Raw genomic sequence first — 23,278 nt, forward strand, 5'->3', positions numbered from 1 at the left:
GGGAAGCTGGAGTGGGCGCGCGAGGAGTTCGCGGCCGTGCTCAACACCCCGCCGCCGGTGCCGCGGTCCGACCCGTGGCGGCGTACGTCGGGCACCGCGCGCTCCGGCCGCCCGATCCCCGGCGTCCCGTCCTACGACCAGTACACCTACGCCCGGGTACGGGCCGCCGAGCTGGACGCGGCGCTCGCCAAACTGCACGCGGCCGCCCTGGACCTGTCCGAACGCCGGCTGCGCGCCCAGTACGCCCGCACGGCCGGCCCCGGCGCGCCCCCCTTCGAGCAGGTACGCGACAACCTCAGGCGGCAGCTCGTCATCGACGGCTACGAACGGGCCCTCCAGGCGAGAGCCGCGTCATGAAGGCCCACACGGGGGACATACAACGCTCTTCCGGCTCGTACCATCGACTTCGAAGGTCATGGGGAACTGGTTCCAGAGCAACATCGTCGCCACGGGACGGCTGCCGCTGTTCTGCTACTTCGTCATGCTCATCGTGGCCTTCATCGCCACCCGCATCAACGTCCGCCTGATCAGGGCCAAGCTCGGCTGGTTCCGCAACGTCAACGTGGGCGAGATGCACATCCACCACGTCGTGTTCGGCGTCGTGCTCATGCTCGTCGGGGGCGTGGCGGGGCTCATCGTCAACGGCGCCTCGCAGGCCGGGCAGGTGGTCGCCGCCTGCGTGTTCGGCGTCGGCTCGGCCCTGGTGCTCGACGAGTTCGCGCTGATCCTGCACCTGCACGACGTCTACTGGGAGGAGGAAGGGCGCACCTCGGTGGACGCCGTCTTCATCGCCGTCGCCGTGACCGGCCTGCTCCTCATCGGCCTGCGCCCCCTGACCTGGGACTACGGCACGCCCGTCAACCCGGCGGTGCTGATCGTGGGCAACCTCGCGCTGGCGGTGATCACGCTGCTCAAGGGCAAGATCTGGACCGGGATGGCGGGGCTGTTCCTGCCCTTGCTGCTCCTGGTGGGCGCCGTCCGCCTGGCGCGACCCGGCTCCCCGTGGGCCCGCTGGTTCTTCCGCGGCGGACGCTCGCCCCGCAAGCTCGCCACCGCCGTCCACCGTGAGGAACGCTGGCGGCGGCCGGTCATCAGGGCCAAGATCGCGTTCCAGGAGTTCCTGTCGGGGCGGCACGACCTGCCCTCCACCCGGCGCGGCCGTCGGCATACTTGATCCATGACACCGCGTGCGCCCCGGACTCCGCTCTGATGCGTTTACCGCCGTTCCCCGAGCGCCTGCTGCGGGCCCTGTCGCCGGCCGGCGAGCGGCACGGGCTGCTGCTCGCGGGCGGCCACGCCCTGCGCGCCCTCGGCTTCACCGACCGCCTGGTCGAGCGGATCGAGCTGGTGACCGCCGCCGGACATCCGCTCCCGGCCGTCGCCGACGACGTCGTGGCCGCGCTGCGCGCCGGCGGCCTGCTCGCGGAGGTCGCCGAGAGCACCCCGTGGGCGGCCCGCCTGACCGTCGAGGACGCCTCCACCGGCCGGAACGGCGAGATCGTCCTCACCCGCGAGGCGCTGCGCGAGCCCCCGGTCGTGTGCGACGGCCTGCCGGTGGCGGGCGCGGCGGACGTGATCGGGCTGCGGGTGCGCGACCTGCACGAGAGAGGGCTCCCGGCCGACGTCGCCGACGCGGCGGCGGCGGCACAGGAGTTCTCCTTCCGCGACCTCGAACGCCTGGCCGCCGCCCACCTCGACGACTTCTCCCCTCGGGAGCTGCTCATGCGGCTGGAGTTCGTCGAGCTCATGAGCGACGAACGCTTCGAGGCCCACGGCCTGGACGAACGGCACATCGCCGACGTCCGTGCCTGCTCGCGGGCATGGGCCGAGGACATCAAGCTGCGCAGGGCCGACGACGGCGACGCCGACTACGACGACCCCGACCTGCCCGAGATCGACTGATCCGGCACGGGCGCGAGCCCCGGACGCTTGCACACCCGGCCGTCGCCCGACGAACGCCCCCGCATCCGCCGGGCGATCCACGGGCCCGCGAACGAGCCCAGCCAGCGCACCTCCGCCGCCGCCGTGCGCAGCCGGCCGGGCGTGGGCAGCACGGGGAGCGGAAGGTTCCAGGTGTCGTCGCTGCCGGGCAGCTCCAGCGCGTACGCCACCGCCGCGGCGAACCTGGCGTGCCCGGCCGGGCTGGCGTGCAGCCGGTCGGAGCTCCACAGCCGCGCGTCGGTCACCGCCGTGTCGGGGAAGGTGTCCACCAGCGTCACGCCGTGCCGGGCGGCGGCCTCGCGGACACGGGCGTTGAGGTCGAGCACGCGCGGCAGCAGCGGCCTGGCCAAGGGCGCGATCCTGCCGATGTCGGGGAACGTCACCGTCACCACCCGGGCGCCCGCCCCGGTCAGCGCCGCGAACATGTGCTCCAGGTCGGCCGCGACGCGGGTAGCGTCGAAACCGGGACGGATGACGTCGTTCATGCCCGCCATGACCGTGGCCAGATCGGGACGGAGCTCCAGCGCGACGGGGAGTTGCTCGGCCCGGATCTGGGCGGCCACCCGGCCGCGCACGGCGAGGTTGGCGTAGAGCAGGGCGGGATTGTCGCGGGCCAGGTGCTCGGCGAGCCGGTCGGCCCAGCCGCGATGGCCGAGGACGTCGTCGCCGTCGCCGAGGCCCTCGGTCTGGCTGTCGCCGAGCGCGACATAACGGGTGTAGGTCACGGCATCTCCTCTGTGGTGCGGGCGGCGCGCTCGCCGAGCGTCCTGGCGGTGCTCAGGCACCAGTCGCGCATCTCCCGCTCCAGGCGGCAGCCGCCCAGGCAGGACAGGTACGGGCCGACGTGCTCGCCCTCGCGCAGAAACGACTCCTCGTCCAGGTCGCCGCGCAGGCGCAGCAGGGTCTTCTCGAAGAACGCGAGCTTGGCGGCGGCCTCCTCGGCGCGGTCGAGGAGCTGGGCGATCAGCGGCGCCGGGTCGAGCCGGTCGGCCGCGTGGACCTTGACGGCCAGCTCGTCGCGGAGGAGCAACGGCTTGGCCGGGGACGCGGCGAAGGCGGCCAGCTCGTCGAGGCCCGCCTGCGTGACCGAGAACAGGCGTTTGTTCGGACGGCCGCGCTGGACCACCTCCCGGCCGGTGACCAGGCCGTCGGACTCCAGCTTCGTCAGCTCGGCGTAGAGCTGCTGGGGGGCGGCGTACCAGAAGTTGGAGACGCCCACGTCGAAGACCTTGGTGAGCTGGTAGCCGCTGTACTCGCCGTCGAGCAGCGCCGCCAGCACGGCGTGCCGCAGCGCCATCAGGAATGCTCAAGACGATGACTACTCATGGACATGACTATAGAGCTGCCCGGCCGCCGACGCCAGAGGAGGACGAACGGCCGCAAGGCGGCCCAGGGTTCATCCGGCGCCGAACAACCGCCGAACGAGCCCGGCCCCCACCAAGCCGCCATGCCGCCGGACAACCCCGGGCCTCGTTCTGTGGAGGTCGGGTTCTTCTCCTTCTCAAGGAGGAGGCGTCAACGAAAGTTGACATACTTAGGTCGTCAATCTAAGTTGACCCTGTCGCGGCGGTGCGGATTGCGTCGTCCCGTTCGTTGGGAAATTTCGAGAAATGTCGTGAGGGGAGTTGGGGTGCTCAAGGAGCTGCTGGCCTACCTTCGGCCGCACCGGAAAGTCCTGGTCGCGGGCGGCCTGCTCGGGTTGATCGGCTCGGTGGCGGGGCTCGCGATGCCCCTGCTGGCCAAGTACGTCGTGGACGCCTTCGGCGAGGACCAGTCGCTGGCCGCGCCGCTGTTAGGCCTGACCGTGGCGGTGCTGGTCGGGGCCGTCGTCTCGGCCGGGGGCACCTACCTGATGGAACGCACCGGCGAGGGCGTCGTCCTCGGGGCCCGGCGCAGGCTCGTCGACCGGATGCTCCGGCTCAGGGTGGCCGACGTCGACCGGCTCAAGCCCGGCGACCTGATGTCGCGGGTGACGAGCGACACCACGCTGCTGCGCGCGGTGCTGACCAACGGGATCGTGGAGTCGGTCAGCGCGGTGTTCATGCTGGTCGGCGCGATCATCATGATGGCCACCATGGACGGCGTGCTGCTGCTGGTCACGCTGCTCGTCGTGGTGGTGATCGGCGGCCTGGTCGCGCTCATCATGCCGAAGATCCAGCGGGCGCAGACGCAGGCACAGGAGGCCGTCGGCGAGATGGGGGCCGTGCTGGACCGGGCGCTTCAGGCGTACCGGACGGTCAAGGCCAGCGGCGCGGAGGAACGGGAGATCGCCGTCGTCGGCGAGGCGGCCGAGCGCGCCCGCGACCGCGGGCTCCAGGTGGCCGGATGGACGTCGCTGGCCGGCGTGGCGACCTGGATGGCCGTGCAGATCGCCTTCCTGTGCGTGCTGGCCGTCGGCGGGTCGCGGGTCGCGTCGGGCGTGCTGGAGGTCTCGTCCCTGATCGCGTTCCTGCTCTACCTGTTCTACCTGGTGCCGCCGATCGGGCAGCTCGTCCAGGGCGCGGTCCAGCTCCAGAACGGGCTGGCCGCCATGCGGCGCATCAAGGAGATCGAGGACCTGCCCGGCGAGCCGGTCGGCGTCACCGTCCCGGCCGACAGCACGCCGGTGGGGGTCCGCTTCGAGGACGTCGTCTTCCGGTACGGCGACGACCGTCCCACCGTGCACGACGGCGTCACCTTCGACGTTCCCGCGGGCGGGCTGACGGCGCTGGTCGGGCCGTCGGGCGCGGGCAAGTCCACAGTGTTCGCCCTGCTCGAACGCTTCTACGAGCACCAGGACGGCCTGATCGCGATCGGCGGCCGCGACATCCGCGACTGGCCGCTCGGCGAGCTGCGGGCCGCGCTCGGCTACGTCGAGCAGGACGCCCCCGTCCTGGCCGGCACGCTGCGGGAGAACCTGCTCTTCGCCGCCCAGGACGCCACCGAGGACGAGCTGCGCCGCGCCATCACCCGCACCCGGCTCGACGACCTGGTCGCCCGGCTGCCCGAAGGGCTCGACACGGCGGTGGGCCACCGCGGCGTGCTGCTGTCCGGCGGCGAGCGGCAGCGGGTCGCCATCGCCAGGGCGCTGCTGCGCAGGCCCAGGCTGCTGCTGCTCGACGAGGCCACCTCGCAGCTCGACGCGGTCAACGAGCTGCGGCTGCGCGAGGTCATCGCCGAGGTGGCGGCCGAGACGACGGTGCTGGTCATCGCCCACCGGCTGTCCACCGTGACGAACGCCGACCGGATCGTGGTGATGGAGGCGGGCGGCGTACGGGCGATCGGCACCCACGCAGAACTGGTGGCAGGCGACGACCTCTACCGCGAACTCGCCGCCACCCAGTTCCTCGTGAGCTAGGGGTACGCGCAAAGTCCGCTGCCTGCGGTGGACCGCTGGACGGAGGGACCGTAGGCGCAGACTCCGCTGCCTGCGGTGGACCGCTGGACGCGGTCCACCGTAGTCTTCGGGTGACAAAGGTGAATGTGTTCATTCAGGAGGGTCACCATGAGCCGCAGCGTGCGCGCACCGCGAGGCACCACGATCACCGCGAAGGGGTGGCCGCAGGAGGCGGCGCTCCGCATGCTCCAGAACAACCTGGACCCCGAGGTCGCCGAGCACCCCGAGCAGCTGGTCGTCTACGGCGGCTCGGGCAGGGCCGCCCGCGACTGGCCCTCCTTCGACGCGATGGTCAGGACCCTGACCACCCTGGAGGGCGACGAGACGCTGCTGGTCCAGTCGGGCCGCCCGGTAGGCGTGTTCCGCACCCACGAATGGGCCCCCCGGGTGCTCATCGCCAACTCCAACCTGGTCCCCGACTGGGCCAACTGGGAGGAGTTCCGCCGCCTGGAGGCCGCCGGCCTCACCATGTACGGCCAGATGACCGCCGGTTCGTGGATCTACATCGGCACCCAGGGCATCCTCCAGGGCACGTACGAGACGTTCGCCGCGGTGGCCGCGAAGCGGTTCGGCGGCACGCTGGCCGGCACGATCACCCTCACGGCCGGCCTCGGCGGCATGGGCGGCGCCCAGCCGCTGGCCGTCACCATGAACGGCGGCGTCGCGATCTGCATCGACTGCGACCCCCGCTCGGTCACCCGCCGCATCGAGCACCGCTACCTCGACGTGCAGGCCGACAGCCTGGAGGAGGCGCTGCGACTGGCCTACGAGGCCCGCGACGCGCGCCGCCCGCTGTCCATCGGCGTCGTGGCCAACGCCGCCGAGGCGCTGCCCGAGCTGCTGGCCGCGGGCGCCGAGATCGACATCGTCACCGACCAGACGTCCGCGCACGACCCGCTGATGTACCTGCCGCTCGGCGTCGCCTTCGAGGACATGTCCGCCGAACGGGACAAGGACCCGGCCGGTTTCACCGAGCGGGCGCGCACGTCGATGGCCCGGCACGTCGAGGCCATGGTCGGCTTCAAGGACGCCGGCGCCGAGGTGTTCGACTACGGCAACTCCATCCGCGGCGAGGCCCAGCTCGCCGGCTACTCGCGGGCCTTCGACTTCCCCGGGTTCGTGCCGGCGTACATCAGGCCGCTGTTCTGCGAGGGCAAGGGGCCGTTCCGGTGGGCCGCGCTGAGCGGCGACCCGGCCGACATCGCCGCCACCGACCGCGCGATCCTGGAGCTGTTCCCCGACAACGAGCCGCTGGCCAGGTGGATCGCGCAGGCCGGCGAGAAGGTGCACTTCCAGGGGCTGCCCGCGCGCATCTGCTGGCTCGGCTACGGCGAGCGCAACGTCGCGGGCGAGCGGTTCAACGACATGGTGGCCTCCGGTGAGCTCCAGGCGCCGATCGTGATCGGCCGCGACCACCTCGACAGCGGGTCGGTGGCCTCGCCGTACCGGGAGACCGAGGCCATGGCCGACGGCTCGGACGCGATCGCCGACTGGCCGCTGCTCAACGCCATGCTCAACACCGCCTCCGGCGCGGCCTGGGTGTCCATCCACCACGGCGGCGGCGTGGGGATCGGGCGTTCCATCCACGCCGGTCAGGTCACGGTCGCCGACGGCACCGCGCTGGCCGGGGAGAAGCTCAACCGCGTGCTCACCAACGACCCCGGCACGGGCGTGATGCGGCACGTGGACGCGGGCTACGACGAGGCCGCCCAGGTGGCCGAGGCCCGCGGCGTGCGCATCCCGATGCGCGAGTCCTGACGGCCCGCCGTCCCGTCCCCCATGGGGTACGGGGGATGAGAATGCGGGTCGGGGAACGTTGGAGGTGGCGTGGCTGACGGATATCACGGTGGGCTCGGCGTGCTGCTCGACGGCCGGAGGTTGTCGCCGGTGCAGCGCAGGATCGCCCATTACCTGGGCGAGCACCTCGACGAGGCCATCTTCCTGTCCAGCGTCGAGCTGGCCGAGCGGGCCGGGGTCAGCCAGCCGTCGGTGACCAGGTTCGCCATGGTGCTCGGCTTCGCCGGCTACCCCGAGCTGCGTCAGGCGCTGCGCCCGCTGGTGCTCGGCGGCGGCGTGGTCGCGCCGCAGGAGAGCCTGCTGCGGAACGCGATCGACAGCGAGATCCGCAACCTCGCCGTGGTGCGCGAGCGGCTGGCCGCGCTCCCGCTCAAGGAGCTGGGCGAGCAGCTCGCCGCCACCGAGCCGCTGCCGGTACTGGGCCTGCGGGTCTCCTGCGGCCTGGCCACCACCTTCGCCTACTACGCCAGGCGCATCCACCCCGACGTGCGCCTGCTCACCCATGGCGGCTCGGAGCTGGTCGAGGGGCTGCACGCGGCGCGGCGGGCGGGCGCGGAGTGGGTGGTGGCCGTGGTGCTCCCGCGCTATCCGGCCGAGGTCGTCCAGGCGCTGGAGTACGCGGAGAAGCTCGGCCTGCGCGTCGCCGCGATCACCGACAAGCCGGGCTTCCCGGCCGAGGTGGTGCTCGACGGCCCGGTCGGCGACCGTCTGGTGTTCGACTCCCACGCGGCCCCTCTGGCGCTGGCCATGGCCCTGGTGGAGGCCATGGCCGACGCCGCGCCGCTGCGTACCCGGGCCAGGCTGGAGGAGTACGAGCGGATGACCGACGAGGCCGGCACCTTCCTACCCGGCGATCCTGCGTAGCGACCGCATCGACCAGATCGTCGTGAGCACCGCGAGCACGATGAACAGCGCGAACGCGATCGGGATCGACGGGTCGCCGAGCCGCCCGGCGAACAATGCCCGCCCGGCCTCGACCGCGTGGTACAGCGGGTTGACCGGCGCGATCGCCCGCATCCAGCCGGGTGCGAACGAGATCGGGATGAACAGCCCGGCCAGCAGCATGATCGGCAGCATGAACAGGTTGAGCGTCTGCGACATGCCGTTCTCGTCGCGTACGGTCAGCGCCAGCCCCTGCGACAGCCCGGAGGCGAACAGCCCCGTGGCCGCCATGAGCGCCAGCACCAGCACCAGCTCGACGCCGCCGATCCGCACGCCCATGGCCACGGCCACGACCAGCACCAGGATGGCCTGGCAGACCAGCACGACCATGTCCTTGGCCACCCGTCCGAGCACGATGGCCGGCCGCCAGGCGGGGCTGACGGCGTACCGTTCGAGCGAGCCGTTGCGCAGCTCGGCGATCAGGCCGAACCCCGAGAACAGCGAGCCGAACACGGCGATCATCATCATCGACGCGGGCGTGAACATGCGCAGGGCGTCGACCGTGCTGCCGCCCGGCGTCAGGTCCTTGAGCAGCGGCGCGAACATCAGCAGGTAGAGCACCGGCTGCAGGATGCCGAACAGCGGCCAGACCGGGTTGCTGAAGGACTTCTTCAGCTCGTAGCCGGTGAACAGGACGAGGTGGCGGATCATGCGGCGGCTCCCGTGTCGCGGAGGGATCGGCCGGTCTTGGCCAGGAAGACGTCGTCGAGCGTGGAGCGGTCGAGCGCGATCGAGCGCAGGGCGATGCCGTGCTCCTCAAGCAGGCGCAGCAGCGCGGGCAGCGTGTGCTCGCCGTCGTCGACGTAGACGCGCAGGGCGTCCTCGTCCACGCGGACCTCGCGGGCCAGGGGCCTGAGCGCCTCGGCGGCCCGCTCGGGCTCGTCCAGCCGCAGCGTGACGACGTCGCCGGAGACCTCGCGCTTGAGCTCGCCGGGCGTGCCCTCGGCCACGATCCGCCCGTGGTCCACGATCACCAGCCGGTCGCAGAGCACGTCGGCCTCGTCGAGGTAGTGGGTGCTGAGCAGCACGCTCGTGCCGGCCTCGCGGAGCTGCCTGATGCGGTCCCAGAGGTTCGCGTGGTTCTGCGGGTCGAGGCCGGTGGTGGGTTCGTCGAGGAAGAGCAGCGGCGGCGCGTGCACCAGCCCGAGCGCGATGGCCACCCGCCGCTTCTGGCCGCCGGAGAGCGTGCGGCCGGGCCGGTCGGCCATCTCGGTGAGGTCGAAACGTTCGAGGACGTCGGCCGTGGCCTGCCTTGGGTCGGCCACGTCGTGGATCCTGGCGGCCATCATGATCTGGGCGCGGGCGCTCGTGGTGTCCTCCACGCCGCCCGCCTGGCTGACGTAGCCGAGCTTGCGGCGCACGGCCCCGGGCTCCGCGCGCAGGTCGTGCCCGGCGATGACGGCGGTGCCGGAGTCGGGCGTGATCAGCGTGGCCAGCATGCGGATCGTCGTGGTCTTGCCGGCGCCGTTGGGGCCGAGGACGCCGAAGATCTCGCCTTTTTCGACGTCGAGGTCGATGCCGCGCACGGCCTCGACGGTCTGGGAGCCCTTGCGGCTCCTGGTGGTGAACGTCTTGCGTAACTCGCGTGCTTCTATGATCACCGTTCTCCTCAGGGCAGTTCGTCCTTCTCGACCCGTGTGATCGCGCCTTCGACCCAGTCGAGCTGGGCCTGGAGCACGGCCTGGGTCAGGCGGAGGTTCTCGTCGAGGTGCCTGGGCTCGCCGTAGCGCTGCTTGGTGCCGTACGCGTGGTCGATCGTCTCGATGTTCAGTCGCAGTTGTCGGATCCTGCCATGCAGGGCGTCGAGAATCTCCTGCTTTTCCAGCCGGTTCATGAACGTCAGCGCGACCTGGAAGGGGTCCACGACGGGCCGCACCTCCGACCAGCTCTGCATGAGCAGCCGGTGGAACTCGTAGCGGCCGGCGTCGGTCAGCTCGTAGACGACCTTGCCGCCCTTCCCGGCCTCGACGACCGCGAGCAGACCCTCGTCGGCCATCTTGCCCAGGCCGTGGTAGATCGAGCCGAAGGCGACGTTCGCCCAGGCGTCGGCGCCCATCATCTCCAGCCGGCGGCGGACGCCGTAGCCGTTCATGGGGGCGTCGAGCAGGGAACCGAGGATCAGGATGCGCGTTGACACCGACATGACTCAATTTTGTACTCAAATTTGAGGGATCGTCAAGGTCATAAACTCGGCGGCATGACTGAACGACCGATCGCGCTGGTCACCGGCGCTTCCCGTGGTGTGGGCGAGGCCGTGGCGCGGGCTCTGGGCCCCACGCATCACCTCATCCTCGGCGGCAGGGACGAGTCCGCGCTCGCGAAGCTGGCCGCCGAACTGCCCGACGCGCGGCCCTGGCCCGTCGAGCTGACCCGGCTCACCGAGGCCGACGTCGCCGACGTCGAGCGGCTCGACGTGCTCGTGCACAGCGCCGGGGTCGCGATGCTCGGCCGGATCGCCGACCAGCCGGCCGACAACTGGCGCACGACGATGGAGCTCAACGTCGTGGCGGTCGCCGAGCTGACCCGGCTGCTGCTGCCCGCGCTGCGCCGCGCCCGGGGGCACGTCGTCTGCGTGAACTCCGGGTCGGGGCAGCGGGCCAACCCCGAATGGGCCTCGTACGCGGCCAGCAAGTTCGCCCTGCGCGCCTTCGCCGACGCGCTGCGCCTGGAGGAGCCCGAGCTGCGGGTCACCACCGTCTACCCGGGCCGGGTGGCCACCGACATGCAGCGCGGCGTACGCGCCCAGGAAGGCGGCGCGTACGAACCGGACAAGTACCTCACCCCGGAGAGCGTGGCGCGGGCCGTGCTCGCCACGATCAACGCCGGACCCGACGCCCACCTCACCGAACTGACCATCAGACCGAGCGCGGGCCCGGTCAACTGACATCTGAATGAATCCATTCACTACAGTGGACCCATGCTTGAACCACTCGCGCACATAGGACGAGATCCCCGCTCCGGCGGATACGTGAGAGACGCCTGGTCGGCCGCCGACATGGAGCTACGCGGGTGGTTCGCGGGCGAGGCCGCGCGCCGCGGGCTCGACCTGCGGGAAGACCGCAACGGCAACCTCTGGGCCTGGTGGGGCGACCCGTCGGGCCGTCCGGGCGTCGTCACCGGCAGCCACCTCGACTCGGTGCGTCACGGCGGCGCCTTCGACGGCCCGCTCGGCGTGGTGTCCGCCTTCGCCGCCCTCGACCTGCTGCGCGAACGGCAGGTCACCCCGGGCAGGCCGGTCGGCGTCGCCTGCTTCACCGACGAGGAGGGGGCCAGGTTCGGCATGCCGTGCATGGGCTCCCGGCTGCTCACCGGCGCGCTCACGCCGGAACGCGCGCTCGCGCTCACCGACGACGAGGGTGACACGCTGGCCGACGTCATGGCGCGGGCCGGCCGCAAGCCGGAGGCCATCGGGCGCGACGCCGAGACCCTGGCCACCGTCGGCACGTTCGTCGAGCTCCACGTCGAGCAGGGCCGCGGCCTGGTGCACGAGGGCCGGCCGGTGGGCGTGGCCAGCGCCATCTGGCCGCACGGCCGGTGGCGCTTCGACTTCCACGGCAGGGCCGACCACGCGGGCACCACCCGGCTGGCCGACCGCGACGACCCGATGCTGCCCTTCGCCCGCCTGGTGCTGGCCGCCCGCGAGGCGGCCGAGCGGCACGACGTGGTGGCCACGGTCGGCAAGACCCGCGTCTCGCCCGGCAACGCGAACGCCGTCCCCGGCCTGGTCTCGGCCTGGCTGGACGCCCGCGGTCCGGCGGAGCCCGCGGTCCGCGCCCTGGTCGAGGAGCTTTCCGCGGCGGCCGGGGCGGACGTGCGCGAGGAGTCGTGGACCCCCGAGGTCGCCTTCGGCGCCGCGCTGAGGGACCGGCTGGCCCGCGTGGCCGGCGGCGACACGCCCGCGCCGATCCTGCCGACCGGAGCGGGTCACGACGCCGGGATCCTCGCCACGGCGGGCGTCCCGAGCGCGATGTTGTTCGTACGCAACCCCACCGGCGTGTCCCATTCACCCGAGGAGCACGCCGACCAGGCAGACTGCCATGCGGGAGTGGTGGCACTCGCGGACGTGCTGGAGGATCTGTGTCGCTGACCTACTGGTGCGAGCAGGCCTGGTTGCCCGACGGGGTCGCCCATGGCGTCCTCATCGAGGTCGAGGGCACCCGGATCGCCCGGATCGCCCGCGGCGAGCCCGGCTCGGCCGAGCGGCTGCCGGGCCTGACCATCCCCGGCCTGGCCAACGCCCATTCCCACGCCTTCCACCGGGCCCTGCGCGGCGCCACCCAGCGCGGCAAGGGCGACTTCTGGACCTGGCGCGACCAGATGTACGAGGTCGCGGGCAAGCTCGACCCCGACACCTACTTCCAGCTCGCCAGGGCGGTCTACGCCGAGATGGCGCTGGCCGGGGTGACCTGCGTGGGCGAGTTCCACTACCTGCACCACGCCCCCGACGGCCGCCCGTACGAGGACAGGAACGTGATGAGCCACGCGCTCATCCAGGCCGCCCGCGAGGCCGGGCTGCGCATCACGCTGCTCGACACCTGCTACCTGTCGGGCGGCATCGGCGTGCCGCTGTCGGGCACCCAGCTGCGCTTCAGCGACGGCAGCGCCCACGGCTGGGCCGCCCGCGCCGACGAGCTGGCCGCCGCCTACGAAGGGCAGCACGACGTCGAGATCGGGGCCGCCGTCCACTCGGTGCGCGCGGTGCCGCCCGACCAGATGCCGGTGGTGGCCGAGTTCTCCCACCGGCACGCCGCCCCGCTGCACGCGCACGTCTCCGAGCAGCGCGCCGAGAACGCGGCCTGCGCCGAGACGTACGCCGCCACGCCGGTCCAGATCCTGCACGAGCGCGGCGTGCTCGGCCCTCGCTCGACCGCCGTGCACGCCACCCATCTGACCGACTCCGACGTGGAGCTGCTCGGCCAGTCGGGCACGTACATCTGCATGTGCCCCACCACCGAGCGCGACCTGGCCGACGGCGTCGGCCCGGCCAGGGCGGCGGCCGACCGGGGCACGCAGATCACGCTCGGCTCCGACGGCCACGCCGTGATCGACCTGTTCGAGGAGGCCCGCGCGGTCGAGCTCGACGAGCGGCTGACCAGCGAGCGGCGCGGCCACTGGAGCGCCGCCGACCTGCTCACCGCCGCCACCGGCACCGGGCACACCTCGCTCGGCTTCGCCGACGCGGGCCGGCTCATCCCCGGGGCGTGGGCCGACCTGGTGTCGGTCCGGCTCGACTCGGTGCGCACGGCGGGCGCCGGCGGGCTGGAGGCGGTGGTGTTCGCGGCCACGGCCTCCGACGTGCACTCGGTGGTCTCCGGCGGCCGCAGGGTGGTCGCGCAGGGCCGCCACGAACTGGGCGACGTCGGACACATGCTCTCCGAGGCGATAGGAAAAGTGCGATGACCACACCGACCACACCGACCACGCTGACCACGCTGATCGACGGGATCGGGCTGCTCTACACCGGCGACCCCGAGCGCGAGGAGATCACCGACGCGGCGCTGGTCGTCGAGGACGGCGTGGTGGCCTGGCTGGGCCCCGCCGCCCAGGCGCCCGACGCCGACGAGCGCGTGCACGTCGGCGGCCGGGCCGTGCTGCCCGGGTTCGTGGACAGTCACGCCCACCTGATCTTCGCCGGCGACCGCACGGCCGAGTTCCAGGCCCGCATGTCGGGGCAGCCGTACACCGGCGGGGGCATCAGGACGACCGTCGCCGCCACCCGCGCGGCGAGCGACGCCGACCTGGCCACGCACGCCCGCGCCCTGGTGGAGGAGATGCTCGCCCAGGGCACCACCACCGTGGAGATCAAGAGCGGCTACGGCCTGTCCGCCGAGCACGAGCGCCGCTCCCTGGAGATCGCCACCACCCTCACCGACGAGACCACCTACCTCGGCGCGCACGTCGTGCCCGAGGGCGCCGACGCCGACGACTACGTCCGCCTGGTGACGGGCGAGATGCTCGACGCCTGCGCCCCCTACGCCAAATGGGTGGACGTCTTCTGCGAGCGCGGCGCGTTCGACGGCGACCAGACCAGGGAGATCCTGAACGCCGGGATCAAGGCCGGGCTCCAGGCCCGCGTGCACGCCAACCAGCTCACCGAGGGGCCCGGCGTGCGCATCGCCTGCGAGCTGGGCGCGGCCTCGGCCGACCACTGCACCCACCTGTCGGCGGCCGACGTCGACGCGCTGGCCTCCAGCGGGACGGTCGCGACGCTGCTGCCGGGGGCCGAGTTCTCCACGCGGTCGCCGTACCCGGACGCGCGGCGGCTCATCGACGCGGGCGTCACGGTCGCGCTGGCCACCGACTGCAACCCGGGCTCGTCGTTCACCTCGTCGATGCCGTTCTGCGTGGCGCTGGCCGTACGGGAGATGGGGATGACGCCGTTGGAGGCGGTGCGGGCGGCCACGTACGGCGGGGCCCGCGCGCTGCGCCGCACGGACGTAGGGTGGTTGCGTCAGGGAGCCCGCGCGGACCTCGTCGTGCTCGACGCCCCCTCCTATGTCCACCTGGCGTACCGACCCGGCGTTCCCCTTGTCCACCAGGTGTTTCAGGCCGGTCTCCTCCTTTAGGAGGACGTCCAAGACCCTCCCTCTGGCGTAGCTGTTTAGGGAATCTTTGCTTCCGGCCGGACGTTGGCGGGATATAGGAAGCAGCTGCGGAACGAGGTGCCAGGGGATGGCAAGGCCTACGGGGAGTCGCACGCAGGAGCAGCACGTCGCTGACCGCGACCTGCTGGGGACGTATCTGGCCGAGATAGGCCGGGTCCCGCTGCTCACGGCGGAGGAAGAGGTGGAGCTCGCCAAGAGGATCGAGGCGGGCCTGTTCGCCGAGCAGCTTCTTGACAGCGGAGGCTCCGAGCCGCGGATCGGGGACGCGGCCGACGAGGAGCTGGAACGCCTGGCCGTCTCGGGCCAGCGGGCGAAGGACGAGTTCATCCAGGCCAACCTGCGGCTGGTGGTGGCGGTGGCCCGGAAGTACTCGGGTCGGGGGATGCCGCTCATCGACCTGGTCCAGGAGGGGAACCTGGGCCTGGTGCGAGCGGTCGAGAAGTTCGACTACCGGCGGGGGTACAAGTTCTCCACCTACGCCACGTGGTGGATCAGGCAGTCGGTCGGACGGGCCATCCACGAGCAGGCCCGTCCGGTCCGTCTGCCGACGCACGCCGGCGAGCAGATGACCAGGCTGATGCGGGTGCGCCGCGACATGCTGGCCGAGTACGACACCGAGCCGACCGACGGCGACCTCGCCGAGATCCTCGACCTGCCGATCGAGCGGGTGCGCGAGCTGCGCCGCTGGGCCTCCGACCCGGTGTCGCTGCAGCTCGGCGTGGGCGACGAGGACGAGACCGAGCTGGGTGACATGATCGCCGACGAGACGTGGGCCGATCCCGAGCAGCAGGCCATCGACATCCTTGAGCGCGAGCGGCTCGACCAGTGGCTCACCGACCTGGAGGGCGACACCAGCGAGATGCTGCGGTGGCGCTACGGGCTGGTCGACGGGCGCGAGCACACGCTGACCGAGGTGGGGGAGCGCTACGGCATCGGCCGCGACCGAGCCCGCCGCATCGAGCGCGACGCGCTGGCCCGCCTGCGCCGCATGGCCAACGCCGCCGCCTGACCTTCTTCGCGGCTTCCGCCCTTCTGGGCGTCTTCGGCGCCGCCGCCCGCATCCGGGCGGCGGCGCCGCCGCATCCGGACGCCTCCGGCGTCCCAGGGGCCCGCGGTGTGACGAAGGCCCACGGGCGGCGACCCGTTCCAGGGGCCTGTGACGTCACCAGGGCCCGCTCGTTCCAGGGCTGTGGTTGTTCTGAGGCCCGCTTGTTCCAGGGGGCCTGTCACGGTCTGAGGACGCGGCGCAGGAACTCCTCGACGGCGGACTCCGCCGTGGCCGTGTCGCCGCCTCTGGCGACCAGCAGGGCGCTCTCGTTGATGGCGGCCAGCAGCATGTGGGCGTGCAGGTCGACGAACTCGTCGGGCACCGCCCCGGTCGCCTGGAGGGCCGCCTTCAGCATGCCGAACGAGTAACGCTCCTCCATCGCCCGCCAGCTCTCCCACCCGAGCACGGCGGGCGCGTCGATGAGCACGATGCGCCGGATCACCGGATCGCCCGCGAGCCTCACCCAGGCCAGCGCCCCCGCCCGCAGCGCCGCCGCGGGGTCGTCGATGCCGCGCACCGCCTTGGCGATCTTGACGCCGACGGCCGACTCCGTGGCCTCCAGCACCGCCTCGAACAGCGCGTCCTTGCCCGCGTAGTGGTGGTAGAGCGCCCCGCGGCTCAGCCCCGACTCCTGCAGCACGGTCTCGATCGACGTGTCGTCGTAGCCCCGCTCGGCGAACAGCCGCGTGGCGATGGCGAGGACCTTGTCGCGGGTGGCCGCGCCGCGCTCCGCCTTGAGGTTCATGCCCCCACTCTAGACAGACCGACCGACGGTCGGTAATTTTCTAGACCGACAGTCGGTCTGTAATCCCAAGGAGTGGACGTGGACGGCATCACCTACATGGACGTCGGCCGGGGCCCGGTCGCCTTGTTCGTGCACGGCGTGGGCACCAGCTCGTACCTGTGGCGCAACGTCGTCGCCGAGCTGCGCGACGAACGCCGCTGCGTGGCCATCGACCTGCCCCTGCACGGCGGCAGCGACCCGCGCGACGACCTGTCCATCCCCGCGCTGGCAGAGGCCGTGGAGGAGCTGTGCGCCGGGCTCGGCCTGGAGGAGGTGGACCTCGTGGCCAACGACACCGGCGGCGCCGTGGCCCAGGTGTTCGCGGTGCGCCACCCCGCGCGGCTGCGCTCGCTCACCCTCACCAACTGCGACGTGCACACCAACACCCCGCCCGAGGCGTTCAAGGACACCGTCGCGCTGGCCGTCAGGGGCGAGCTGGCCGGGCTCGTGGCCGCCGTGCTGGACCATCCCGAGCTGCTGGCCCGGACCGCCCTGGGCGCCGGCTACGAGCGCATCGACGACCCCGCCGCGCTGGTCGACGCCTACCTGCGCCCGATCCTGGCCAAGCCCGGCGGCGGCCGCGCCTTCGAACGCCTGCTGGCCTCGATCGACGCCGCGGACCTGGTCGACATCGAGCCCCAGCTCACCGTGCTCACCGTGCCGACGCTGGTCGTGTGGGGCACCGGCGACACGTTCTTCGACGTGAGCTGGGCCCACTGGCTGCGCGACACGATCCCAGGCGTGAAGGAGGTCGTCGAGATCGAGGGCGGGCGGCTGTTCTTCCCCGACGAGCGGGCCGCCGAGCTGGTCCCCCACCTGCGCCGTTTCTGGGGCCGGCCGTAGGCTCCGGATCATGTACGTCGAAACGTTGCGCCGCTACCCGGTCAAGTCGATGCTGGGCGAGGAGATCGCCGAGAGCGAGGTGACCGAGCGCGGCCTGACCGGCGACCGGGCCAGGGCGGTGCTCGACGTCGCCACGGGGAAGATCGCCAGTGCCAAGAACCCCAGGCTGTGGCGCGACCTGCTGACCGTCGAAGGCGCCCGCGCGCCGGGCGACGAGGAGCTGTCGAAGCTGCTCGGCCGCGAGGTGCGGCTGATCGACGTGCCGCCGGAGGGGGCCGAGCTGGAGCGGTCGGTGCCCGAGCGGGTGCTGGCCGTGGGCATCGAGGCGGAGGTGCCGTACACGGTGGGCACGCTGGGCGGGGCCTCGCCGGAGGGCACGTTCTTCGACTTCGCGCCCCTGCACCTGATCTCCACCGCGACGATCGACCGCATCGGCGAGCTGAGCCCGCGCGGGCATGTCGAAGCCCTCCGCTACCGGCCCAACCTGATCATCAGGACCGACGTGGAGGGCTTCGCCGAGAACGACTGGGTGGGGCGCGAGCTGCACGTCGGGCACGAGGTCGTGCTCCAGGTCATCGTGGCCAGCCCGCGCTGCGCGGTGCCGACGCTGGCCCACGGCGCGCTCGGCCGCGACACCGAGGCGCTGCGCGTGGTCGCCCGGCACAACCGGGTCCCGGTGCTCGACGCCGGGCTCCAGGCGTGCGCGGGCGTCTACGCGCGGGTGCTGCGCCCCGGCCGGATCGTCCAGGGCGACCCGGTCAGGCCAGCGGGCTGAGGTACTTCTCCAGGTCGTCGAGGATCTTGCCGGCGGCGGTGACGCCGATGCCGGTCATCCAGATCTCGTCGTCCACGTCGTGCGCGTGGCCGGCCTTGACCGCGGCCAGGTTCTTCCACAGCAGGCCGCCGGTCACCGTGGCCTGCGACTTGGCGGCGGCCTCGCCGTAGGCGCTGTAGAAGATCGCGTCGCCGTCGGCCTTGGCGATGTTCTCCTGGCTCAGCTTGCCGAAGCGCTTGTCGTCCTGGTCGGCCAGGCGCTGGACCTCCGGCCGCTGGACGCCGGCGTCGCCGACCACGATGCCGCTGAACGACTCGGGGCCGTACATGCGGATCTCGGTGGGCATGAAGCGCACGATGCTCACCGAGAGCTTCGAGAACTTCGCGCCCACCTCCTTGGCCCGCTGCTCGTAGGACGACAGCAGCCCGGACGCCTGCTCCTTCCTGCCCAGGGCCTCGGCGTCCAGCAGGAAGTTCTCCTTCCAGGTGATGCCCACCTTCTCCGTGAACACGGTCGGAGCGATCTTGCTGAGCTTGTCGTAGAAGGCGGCCTGGCGGAACTTCGTGCCGAGGATGAGGTCCGGCTTGAGCGCCATGATCGCCTCGATGTTGGGCTGCTGGAGCGTGCCGACCGGCTTGGTGGCCGACAACGCCGAGCCGAGGTACTCCGGCCAGGTCTGGTTCTCGCCCGCCTGGGCCGCGCCGACGGGGGCCATCCCGAGGGAGACCATCGTGTCCAGCTTGTCGGTGTCGAGCACGACCACCCGCTTGGGGGTCATCGGAACTTTGCTCTCGCCCATGGCGTGCTTGACCGTCCTGGTGGGGCCGGCGTCCTGCGTGCCGGTCGAGGTGCCGCAGGCGGCCAGGGCGAGGACGGGGAGCAGGGCCAGAAGCCGGAGACGCATGAGGGATTCCTTGATCTATTAGGTTAGGCAATCCTAAGTATCTCATGGCCGGTTCGAAGCATGTGAAGGGGCCGAAACGTACCCGAAACACCGTGCCGACGAGATTCACGAACGCGAAACACTCCAGGTCGAGCCACGAAACCCCGGCCGAACACGCTGTGGCGACACGTCACATGTAAGGAGGGTCGCGTCGTGAAGATCGATAGCGGCACCACAGCCTGGATGCTCGCGGCCACCGCGCTGGTGTTGCTGATGACTCCGGGCCTCGCGTTCTTCTACGGGGGCATGACCAGGGCCAAGAGCGTCCTGAACATGATGATGATGTCGTTCGGCGCCATCATCACGGTCACCGTGGCCTGGGTGCTGTTCGGGCACTCGATCGCGTTCACCGACAACGGCAGCACGGTGCTCAACAACATCGTCGGCGGCTTCGACGCCCTGGGCCTGCAGAGCCTGGTCGACACGGCCACCAAGGACGACGGCACCGGCATGCCGAGCCTGGTCTTCTCGGCCTTCCAGCTGACGTTCGCCATCATCACCGTCGCCCTGATCAGCGGCGCGATCGCGGACCGGGCGAAGTTCGGCGCGTGGATCCTGTTCACCGTCGTCTGGGCCACCGTGGTCTACTTCCCGGTCGCCCACTGGGTGTGGGGCACCGGCTGGCTCAACACCATGGGCATCGAGGACTTCGCCGGCGGAACCGTCGTCCACATCAACGCCGGCGCCGCGGCGCTGGCCCTGGCCCTGGTGATCGGCAAGCGCAAGGGCTGGCGCAAGGAGCCGATGCGGCCGCACAACCTCACGCTGGTGCTGCTCGGCGCGGGCCTGCTGTGGTTCGGCTGGTTCGGCTTCAACGCCGGCTCGGAACTGGCCGTGGATGGCACCGCCGGGCTCGCGTTCATGAACACCCAGATCGCCACCGCGGTCGCCGCCGGGGCCTGGCTCGTCGTGGAGAAGCTGCGCGACGGCCACGCCACCAGCCTCGGCGTCGCCTCCGGCGCGGTCGCCGGCCTGGTCGCCATCACGCCGGCCTGCGGTTTCGTGGACCCGTGGGCCGCGATGGTCATCGGGCTGGTGGCCGGGGCCGTCTGCGCCTACGCCGTGGGCCTGAAGTACCGGCTGGGCTTCGACGACTCGCTCGACGTGGTCGGCGTGCACCTGGTCGGCGGGGTCATCGGCGCCGTCTCGCTCGGCTTCCTGGCCGCCTATCCCTTCCTCGACCAGCAGAGCAAGGGCCTGTTCTACGGCGGCGGCCTCGGCCAGCTCGGGCTCCAGGTGCTCGGCCCGGTCGCGATCGGCGGCTACTCGTTCGTCGCCACCTGGATCGTCGGGAAGATCATCGACAGGACGATGGGCTTCCGCATCTCCGCCGAGGACGAGCTCACCGGCATCGACGTCACCACGCACGCCGAGACCGGGTACGACCTGGGCACGGTCTACGCGTCCGGCGTGACCACCCCGAACGGTCCGCTCACCCCGGCCCCGGCTTCGGCTCCGGCTCCCAAGAAGGTGGAGGCATGAGGCTCATCACCGCGATCATCAAGCCGTTCAAGCTCGACGACGTCAAGGCGGCGCTGGAGCAGTTCGGCGTCAAGGGCATGACGGTCAGCGAGGCCAGCGGCTACGGCCGCCAGCGCGGCCACACCGAGGTCTACCGCGGCGCCGAGTACCAGGTGGACCTGGTGCCGAAGGTGCGCCTGGAGGTGCTGGCCGAGGAGGACGACGCCGAGGATGTCCTCGACGTCATCGTCAAGGCGGCCCACACCGGCAAGATCGGCGACGGCAAGGTCTGGTCCGTGCCCGTCGACACGGTCGTGCGCGTACGCACCGGAGAGCGAGGGCCGGAGGCCCTGTGAGAGGAGAGGCGCGCTCGTACGCCGCGGCCCGCAAGGAGCGGACCGCGGACACCGACCGCTGGCTCAAGGACCTCTTCAGGACGGCGAGCGACGGCGACCAGGTCTCCCTGGTCGCCGTCGGCAGCCTCGGGCGCGGCGAGCCGGCCCCGGGCAGCGACCTGGACCTGGTCCTGCTGCACGACGGGCGGGCCGACGTGGCGCGGATCGCCGACCGTATCTGGTACCCCATCTGGGACTCCGCCGTCGGCCTCGACCACTCCGTGCGGACCGTGGCGGAGGCCGTGGCCGTGGCCAGGCAGGACCTCAAGGCCGTGCTCGGACTCATCCAGGCCAGGCACGTCGCCGGCGACCCCGACCTGACCAGGAAGGCCAGGGAGGCGGTGCTGGCCGAGTGGCGGGCCGACTCGCGGCGCAGGCTGGGCGAGCTGCGCGCGTCGGCCGACCACCGGGCGCAGGTCAGCGGCGAGCTGGCCTTCCTCCTCGAACCCGACCTCAAGGACGGCCGCGGCGGGCTCCGCGACGTCCAGGCGATGCAGGCCGTGGCAGCGGCGTGGGTGGCCTCGGCGCCGGGACCGCGGGCGCGCGAGGCGCACGAGTTCATCCTCGACGTGCGGCACGCGCTGCACGTCGTCACCGCGCGCGGCGCCGACCGGCTGGTGCTCCAGGAGCAGGACGCGGTGGCCGGGCTGCTCGGCCTGCTCGACGCCGAGGCCCTCATGCGCAGGCTCGCCGAGGCGGGCCGGACCGTCTCCCACGCCTTCGACGCCACCTGGCGGACGGTTGACAAGCTGCTGTCAGGGCCGGTGCCGCGGGGGCGCCGTCCGCTGGCCGACGGTGTGGTCGAGCACGGTGGGGAGGTGGTGCTCGCCAGGGGCGTCGACCCGCGCAGGGACCCCGTTCTGGTGCTGCGGGCGGCTGCCGCCGCGGCCGGTTCGGGGCTGCCGCTGGCGCCCGCGACGGTGTCCGTCCTGGCCGCTCAGTCGGCTTCGATGCCGGTGCCGTGGCCCGAGGAGGCGCGCGACGCGCTGGTGTCGATCCTCGGCGCCGGACGGGCCGCCGTGCCCGTGTGGGAGGAGCTCGACCAGGCCGGCGTCATTGTCAAGCTGCTTCCTGACTGGGAGCGCGTACGGCATCGTCCGCAGCGCAATCCCATCCACCGCTTCACCGTGGACCGGCACCTGATCGAGGCCGCCGCGAACGCCGCCGGCCTCGCCCGCGAGGTCTCCCGTCCCGACCTGCTGCTGATCGGCGCGCTCCTGCACGACATCGGCAAGGGCTGGCCGGGCGACCACTCGGCGACGGGCGAGGTCGTGGTCCGCGACCTCGCCCGCCGCATGGGGCTGCCCGCGCGCGACGTCGAGACGCTGGCCACCGTCGTACGCCACCACCTGCTGCTGCCCGAGACCGCCACCCGCAGGGACCTGGACGACCCGGTCACGATCGAGAAGGTCGCCGCCACGGTCGGCTCCCGCGAGGTGCTCGACCTGCTGGCCGCGCTGGCCGTCGCCGACGGCAACGCGACCGGGCCCGCCGCCTGGAATACCTGGAAGGCCGGCCTGGTCGCCGACCTCGTCCGCCGGGTCAGGTCCGTGCTGTCGGGCTCGCCGCCGCCCAGGGCGCCCTCGATCTCGCCCGAGCAGGCCGCGCTGGCCCGGCACGGCGGCGGGGCGGTCCGGGTCAACGGCGGGGCGGTCACGGTCGTCGCCCCCGACCGGGCCGGGCTGCTGTGGAGCGCCGCCGGGGTGCTGGCCGCCCACCGGATGGTCGTGCGCTCGGCGTCGGCCGCGTCGGCGGGCGGCACGGCGGTGATCGAGTTCGCCGTCGTGCCCGAGTACGGCTCCCCGCCCGACCCGGCCACGCTGGAGGCCGATCTGCGGCTCGTCCTTGCCGGCCGTCTTGACATCGAGCAGCGGCTGGCCCGCCGCGCCAGGTCCGTACGGCCGCCCCGGGTACCTGTGGCTCCACCTCGCGTGACACTGGTCGACGACGCCTCCGCGACGGCCACCGTGGTGGAAGTCAGGGCCCATGACAGGCCGGGGCTCCTGTGGCGCATCGGACGGGCGTTCGGGGAGTGTGGTCTTGACGTGAGAGCCGCCCGCGTGGAGACTCTCGGCGCGGAGGCGGTGGACGTCTTCTATGTCGTGGACCGCGCCGGTCGCACCCTCAGCGACGGCGCGCAGCGAGTTCAAGTTCACGATCAGGTGCTGGCCGCACTGCGATAACCAACAGTGAACAACTGTCGGTCACATATGTAACGATTGTGTCCGAAATGCCTGTTAAGTCGGATACTGCGGATACCTTGTGGACGGCTTGAACACCCGTCGTTGAACGGGACGATTGAGGGGTAGCGAAAGCAGTGATCACGGGGAATTCCGACAGCGGCCATGCCGCGAGGCGGGACCGCGGG

At 72.0% G+C, this 23,278-nt stretch carries 23 protein-coding genes; 16 read left to right on the forward strand and 7 right to left on the reverse strand.

The genetic code is table 11. From position 1 onward, the window contains the following. The 3 genes from AB0J97_RS45505 to AB0J97_RS45515 all read left to right on the forward strand — a co-directional run. Window positions 1–357 (forward strand): hypothetical protein (locus tag AB0J97_RS45505; protein WP_364101847.1); only part of this gene is annotated, 357 nt, incomplete at its 5' end. A gap of 58 nt (window positions 358–415) precedes the next feature. Then, window positions 416–1,174, forward strand: a complete 759-nt coding sequence (locus tag AB0J97_RS45510; RefSeq protein ID WP_364101849.1) for a hypothetical protein — start codon at window positions 416–418, stop codon at window positions 1,172–1,174. A gap of 35 nt (window positions 1,175–1,209) precedes the next feature. Continuing rightward, window positions 1,210–1,902, forward strand: coding sequence for a hypothetical protein (locus tag AB0J97_RS45515; RefSeq protein WP_364101852.1), 693 nt, complete (start codon window positions 1,210–1,212; stop codon window positions 1,900–1,902). Here AB0J97_RS45515 and AB0J97_RS45520 read toward each other — a convergent pair. Both AB0J97_RS45520 and AB0J97_RS45525 read right to left on the reverse strand, forming a co-directional pair. Continuing rightward, window positions 1,869–2,666, reverse strand: a complete 798-nt coding sequence (locus tag AB0J97_RS45520) for an SGNH/GDSL hydrolase family protein (RefSeq protein ID WP_364101855.1) — start codon at window positions 2,664–2,666, stop codon at window positions 1,869–1,871. The genes AB0J97_RS45515 and AB0J97_RS45520 overlap by 34 nt on opposite strands. After that, window positions 2,663–3,238: a PadR family transcriptional regulator gene (locus AB0J97_RS45525; protein WP_364101858.1), complete on the reverse strand. Its 576-nt coding sequence runs from the start codon at window positions 3,236–3,238 to the stop codon at window positions 2,663–2,665. The genes AB0J97_RS45520 and AB0J97_RS45525 overlap by 4 nt, the downstream gene beginning before the upstream one ends. Before the next feature lie 333 nt (window positions 3,239–3,571). On the opposite strand from AB0J97_RS45525, the gene AB0J97_RS45530 reads away from it, so the two are divergent. From AB0J97_RS45530 to AB0J97_RS45540, 3 genes are all read left to right on the forward strand, one after another. After that, on the forward strand, window positions 3,572–5,278 hold the full coding sequence (locus AB0J97_RS45530; protein ID WP_364101860.1) for an ABC transporter ATP-binding protein: 1,707 nt from the start codon (window positions 3,572–3,574) through the stop codon (window positions 5,276–5,278). A 147-nt stretch (window positions 5,279–5,425) separates the two neighbouring features. Next, window positions 5,426–7,075, forward strand: a complete 1,650-nt coding sequence (gene hutU / locus AB0J97_RS45535) for a urocanate hydratase (protein WP_364101863.1) — start codon at window positions 5,426–5,428, stop codon at window positions 7,073–7,075. Between the two features lie 69 nt (window positions 7,076–7,144). Then, complete coding sequence (locus AB0J97_RS45540; RefSeq protein WP_364101866.1) at window positions 7,145–7,978, forward strand: MurR/RpiR family transcriptional regulator; 834 nt, start codon at window positions 7,145–7,147, stop codon at window positions 7,976–7,978. Here the strand turns inward: AB0J97_RS45540 and AB0J97_RS45545 are convergent. The 3 genes from AB0J97_RS45545 to AB0J97_RS45555 are packed head-to-tail and all read right to left on the reverse strand — an operon-like array spanning window position 7,958 to window position 10,199. After that, complete coding sequence (locus AB0J97_RS45545; RefSeq protein WP_364101869.1) at window positions 7,958–8,707, reverse strand: ABC transporter permease; 750 nt, start codon at window positions 8,705–8,707, stop codon at window positions 7,958–7,960. The genes AB0J97_RS45540 and AB0J97_RS45545 overlap by 21 nt on opposite strands. Continuing rightward, a complete protein-coding gene (locus tag AB0J97_RS45550) occupies window positions 8,704–9,657 on the reverse strand; it encodes an ATP-binding cassette domain-containing protein (RefSeq protein WP_364101872.1) in 954 nt (317 codons plus the stop codon). Before AB0J97_RS45550 ends, AB0J97_RS45545 begins: the two co-directional genes overlap by 4 nt. 8 nt (window positions 9,658–9,665) lie before the next feature. Then, a complete protein-coding gene (locus AB0J97_RS45555; RefSeq protein ID WP_364101875.1) occupies window positions 9,666–10,199 on the reverse strand; it encodes a PadR family transcriptional regulator in 534 nt (177 codons plus the stop codon). Window positions 10,200–10,253: 54 nt separating this feature from the next. Here AB0J97_RS45555 and AB0J97_RS45560 point away from each other — a divergent pair, with 54 nt between their 5' ends. From AB0J97_RS45560 to AB0J97_RS45580, 5 genes are all read left to right on the forward strand, one after another. Continuing rightward, on the forward strand, window positions 10,254–10,940 hold the full coding sequence (locus AB0J97_RS45560; protein WP_364101878.1) for an SDR family oxidoreductase: 687 nt from the start codon (window positions 10,254–10,256) through the stop codon (window positions 10,938–10,940). Window positions 10,941–10,973: 33 nt separating this feature from the next. Then, window positions 10,974–12,143, forward strand: a complete 1,170-nt coding sequence (locus AB0J97_RS45565; RefSeq protein WP_357695303.1) for an allantoate amidohydrolase — start codon at window positions 10,974–10,976, stop codon at window positions 12,141–12,143. Next, window positions 12,134–13,456: a formimidoylglutamate deiminase gene (locus AB0J97_RS45570; RefSeq protein WP_364101881.1), complete on the forward strand. Its 1,323-nt coding sequence runs from the start codon at window positions 12,134–12,136 to the stop codon at window positions 13,454–13,456. Before AB0J97_RS45565 ends, AB0J97_RS45570 begins: the two co-directional genes overlap by 10 nt. Beyond that, window positions 13,453–14,622 carry an imidazolonepropionase gene (hutI, locus tag AB0J97_RS45575; protein ID WP_364101884.1) on the forward strand — a complete coding sequence of 390 codons (1,170 nt, stop codon included), beginning with the start codon at window positions 13,453–13,455 and terminating at the stop codon, window positions 14,620–14,622. Before AB0J97_RS45570 ends, hutI begins: the two co-directional genes overlap by 4 nt. 106 nt (window positions 14,623–14,728) lie before the next feature. Further along, window positions 14,729–15,670 (forward strand): sigma-70 family RNA polymerase sigma factor, encoded by a 942-nt coding sequence (locus tag AB0J97_RS45580; RefSeq protein ID WP_364101887.1) that lies wholly within the window; start codon window positions 14,729–14,731, stop codon window positions 15,668–15,670. A gap of 217 nt (window positions 15,671–15,887) precedes the next feature. On the opposite strand, the gene AB0J97_RS45585 is transcribed toward AB0J97_RS45580, so the two are convergent. Next, the gene (locus AB0J97_RS45585) at window positions 15,888–16,454 is read right to left on the reverse strand and encodes a TetR/AcrR family transcriptional regulator (protein WP_364101890.1); all 567 of its coding nucleotides are present in this window, start codon (window positions 16,452–16,454) and stop codon (window positions 15,888–15,890) included. Window positions 16,455–16,532: 78 nt separating this feature from the next. Here AB0J97_RS45585 and AB0J97_RS45590 point away from each other — a divergent pair, with 78 nt between their 5' ends. Both AB0J97_RS45590 and AB0J97_RS45595 read left to right on the forward strand, forming a co-directional pair. Then, a complete protein-coding gene (locus AB0J97_RS45590; protein WP_364101893.1) occupies window positions 16,533–17,336 on the forward strand; it encodes an alpha/beta hydrolase in 804 nt (267 codons plus the stop codon). A 10-nt stretch (window positions 17,337–17,346) separates the two neighbouring features. Continuing rightward, a complete protein-coding gene (locus AB0J97_RS45595; RefSeq protein ID WP_364101896.1) occupies window positions 17,347–18,111 on the forward strand; it encodes an MOSC domain-containing protein in 765 nt (254 codons plus the stop codon). Here AB0J97_RS45595 and AB0J97_RS45600 read toward each other — a convergent pair. Continuing rightward, window positions 18,095–19,015, reverse strand: a complete 921-nt coding sequence (locus tag AB0J97_RS45600; RefSeq protein ID WP_364101899.1) for an iron-siderophore ABC transporter substrate-binding protein — start codon at window positions 19,013–19,015, stop codon at window positions 18,095–18,097. The two genes, AB0J97_RS45595 and AB0J97_RS45600, sit on opposite strands and share 17 nt — an antisense overlap. 192 nt (window positions 19,016–19,207) lie before the next feature. Here AB0J97_RS45600 and AB0J97_RS45605 point away from each other — a divergent pair, with 192 nt between their 5' ends. Genes AB0J97_RS45605 through AB0J97_RS45615 form a run of 3 tightly spaced genes read left to right on the forward strand, consistent with a single transcriptional unit; the run spans window position 19,208 to window position 23,093 of the window. After that, window positions 19,208–20,536 carry an ammonium transporter gene (locus AB0J97_RS45605; protein WP_364101902.1) on the forward strand — a complete coding sequence of 443 codons (1,329 nt, stop codon included), beginning with the start codon at window positions 19,208–19,210 and terminating at the stop codon, window positions 20,534–20,536. Next, window positions 20,533–20,871, forward strand: coding sequence for a P-II family nitrogen regulator (locus tag AB0J97_RS45610; protein ID WP_357695321.1), 339 nt, complete (start codon window positions 20,533–20,535; stop codon window positions 20,869–20,871). Before AB0J97_RS45605 ends, AB0J97_RS45610 begins: the two co-directional genes overlap by 4 nt. Continuing rightward, the gene (locus AB0J97_RS45615) at window positions 20,868–23,093 is read left to right on the forward strand and encodes a [protein-PII] uridylyltransferase (protein ID WP_364101905.1); all 2,226 of its coding nucleotides are present in this window, start codon (window positions 20,868–20,870) and stop codon (window positions 23,091–23,093) included. Before AB0J97_RS45610 ends, AB0J97_RS45615 begins: the two co-directional genes overlap by 4 nt. Window positions 23,094–23,278: the final 185 nt, after the last annotated feature.

Origin of the sequence: Nonomuraea sp. NPDC049607, from assembly GCF_040675375.1 — a bacterium.
Classification (GTDB): Bacteria; Actinomycetota; Actinomycetes; order Streptosporangiales; family Streptosporangiaceae; genus Nonomuraea.

Bases quoted from the DNA above. Each gene is read 5' to 3' on its own strand.
- AB0J97_RS45510 (WP_364101849.1), top strand. From the start codon at position 416: ATGGGGAACTGGTTCCAGAGCAACATCGTCGCCACGGGACGGCTGCCG.
- AB0J97_RS45600 (WP_364101899.1), bottom strand. From the start codon at position 19,015: ATGCGTCTCCGGCTTCTGGCCCTGCTCCCCGTCCTCGCCCTGGCCGCC.
- AB0J97_RS45610 (WP_357695321.1), top strand. From the start codon at position 20,533: ATGAGGCTCATCACCGCGATCATCAAGCCGTTCAAGCTCGACGACGTC.
- AB0J97_RS45565 (WP_357695303.1), top strand. From the start codon at position 10,974: ATGCTTGAACCACTCGCGCACATAGGACGAGATCCCCGCTCCGGCGGA.
- AB0J97_RS45560 (WP_364101878.1), top strand. From the start codon at position 10,254: ATGACTGAACGACCGATCGCGCTGGTCACCGGCGCTTCCCGTGGTGTG.
- AB0J97_RS45545 (WP_364101869.1), bottom strand. From the start codon at position 8,707: ATGATCCGCCACCTCGTCCTGTTCACCGGCTACGAGCTGAAGAAGTCC.
- AB0J97_RS45595 (WP_364101896.1), top strand. From the start codon at position 17,347: ATGTACGTCGAAACGTTGCGCCGCTACCCGGTCAAGTCGATGCTGGGC.
- hutU (WP_364101863.1), top strand. From the start codon at position 5,426: ATGAGCCGCAGCGTGCGCGCACCGCGAGGCACCACGATCACCGCGAAG.
- AB0J97_RS45515 (WP_364101852.1), top strand. From the start codon at position 1,210: ATGCGTTTACCGCCGTTCCCCGAGCGCCTGCTGCGGGCCCTGTCGCCG.
- hutI (WP_364101884.1), top strand. From the start codon at position 13,453: ATGACCACACCGACCACACCGACCACGCTGACCACGCTGATCGACGGG.
- AB0J97_RS45580 (WP_364101887.1), top strand. From the start codon at position 14,729: ATGGCAAGGCCTACGGGGAGTCGCACGCAGGAGCAGCACGTCGCTGAC.
- AB0J97_RS45585 (WP_364101890.1), bottom strand. From the start codon at position 16,454: ATGAACCTCAAGGCGGAGCGCGGCGCGGCCACCCGCGACAAGGTCCTC.
- AB0J97_RS45525 (WP_364101858.1), bottom strand. From the start codon at position 3,238: ATGGCGCTGCGGCACGCCGTGCTGGCGGCGCTGCTCGACGGCGAGTAC.
- AB0J97_RS45555 (WP_364101875.1), bottom strand. From the start codon at position 10,199: ATGTCGGTGTCAACGCGCATCCTGATCCTCGGTTCCCTGCTCGACGCC.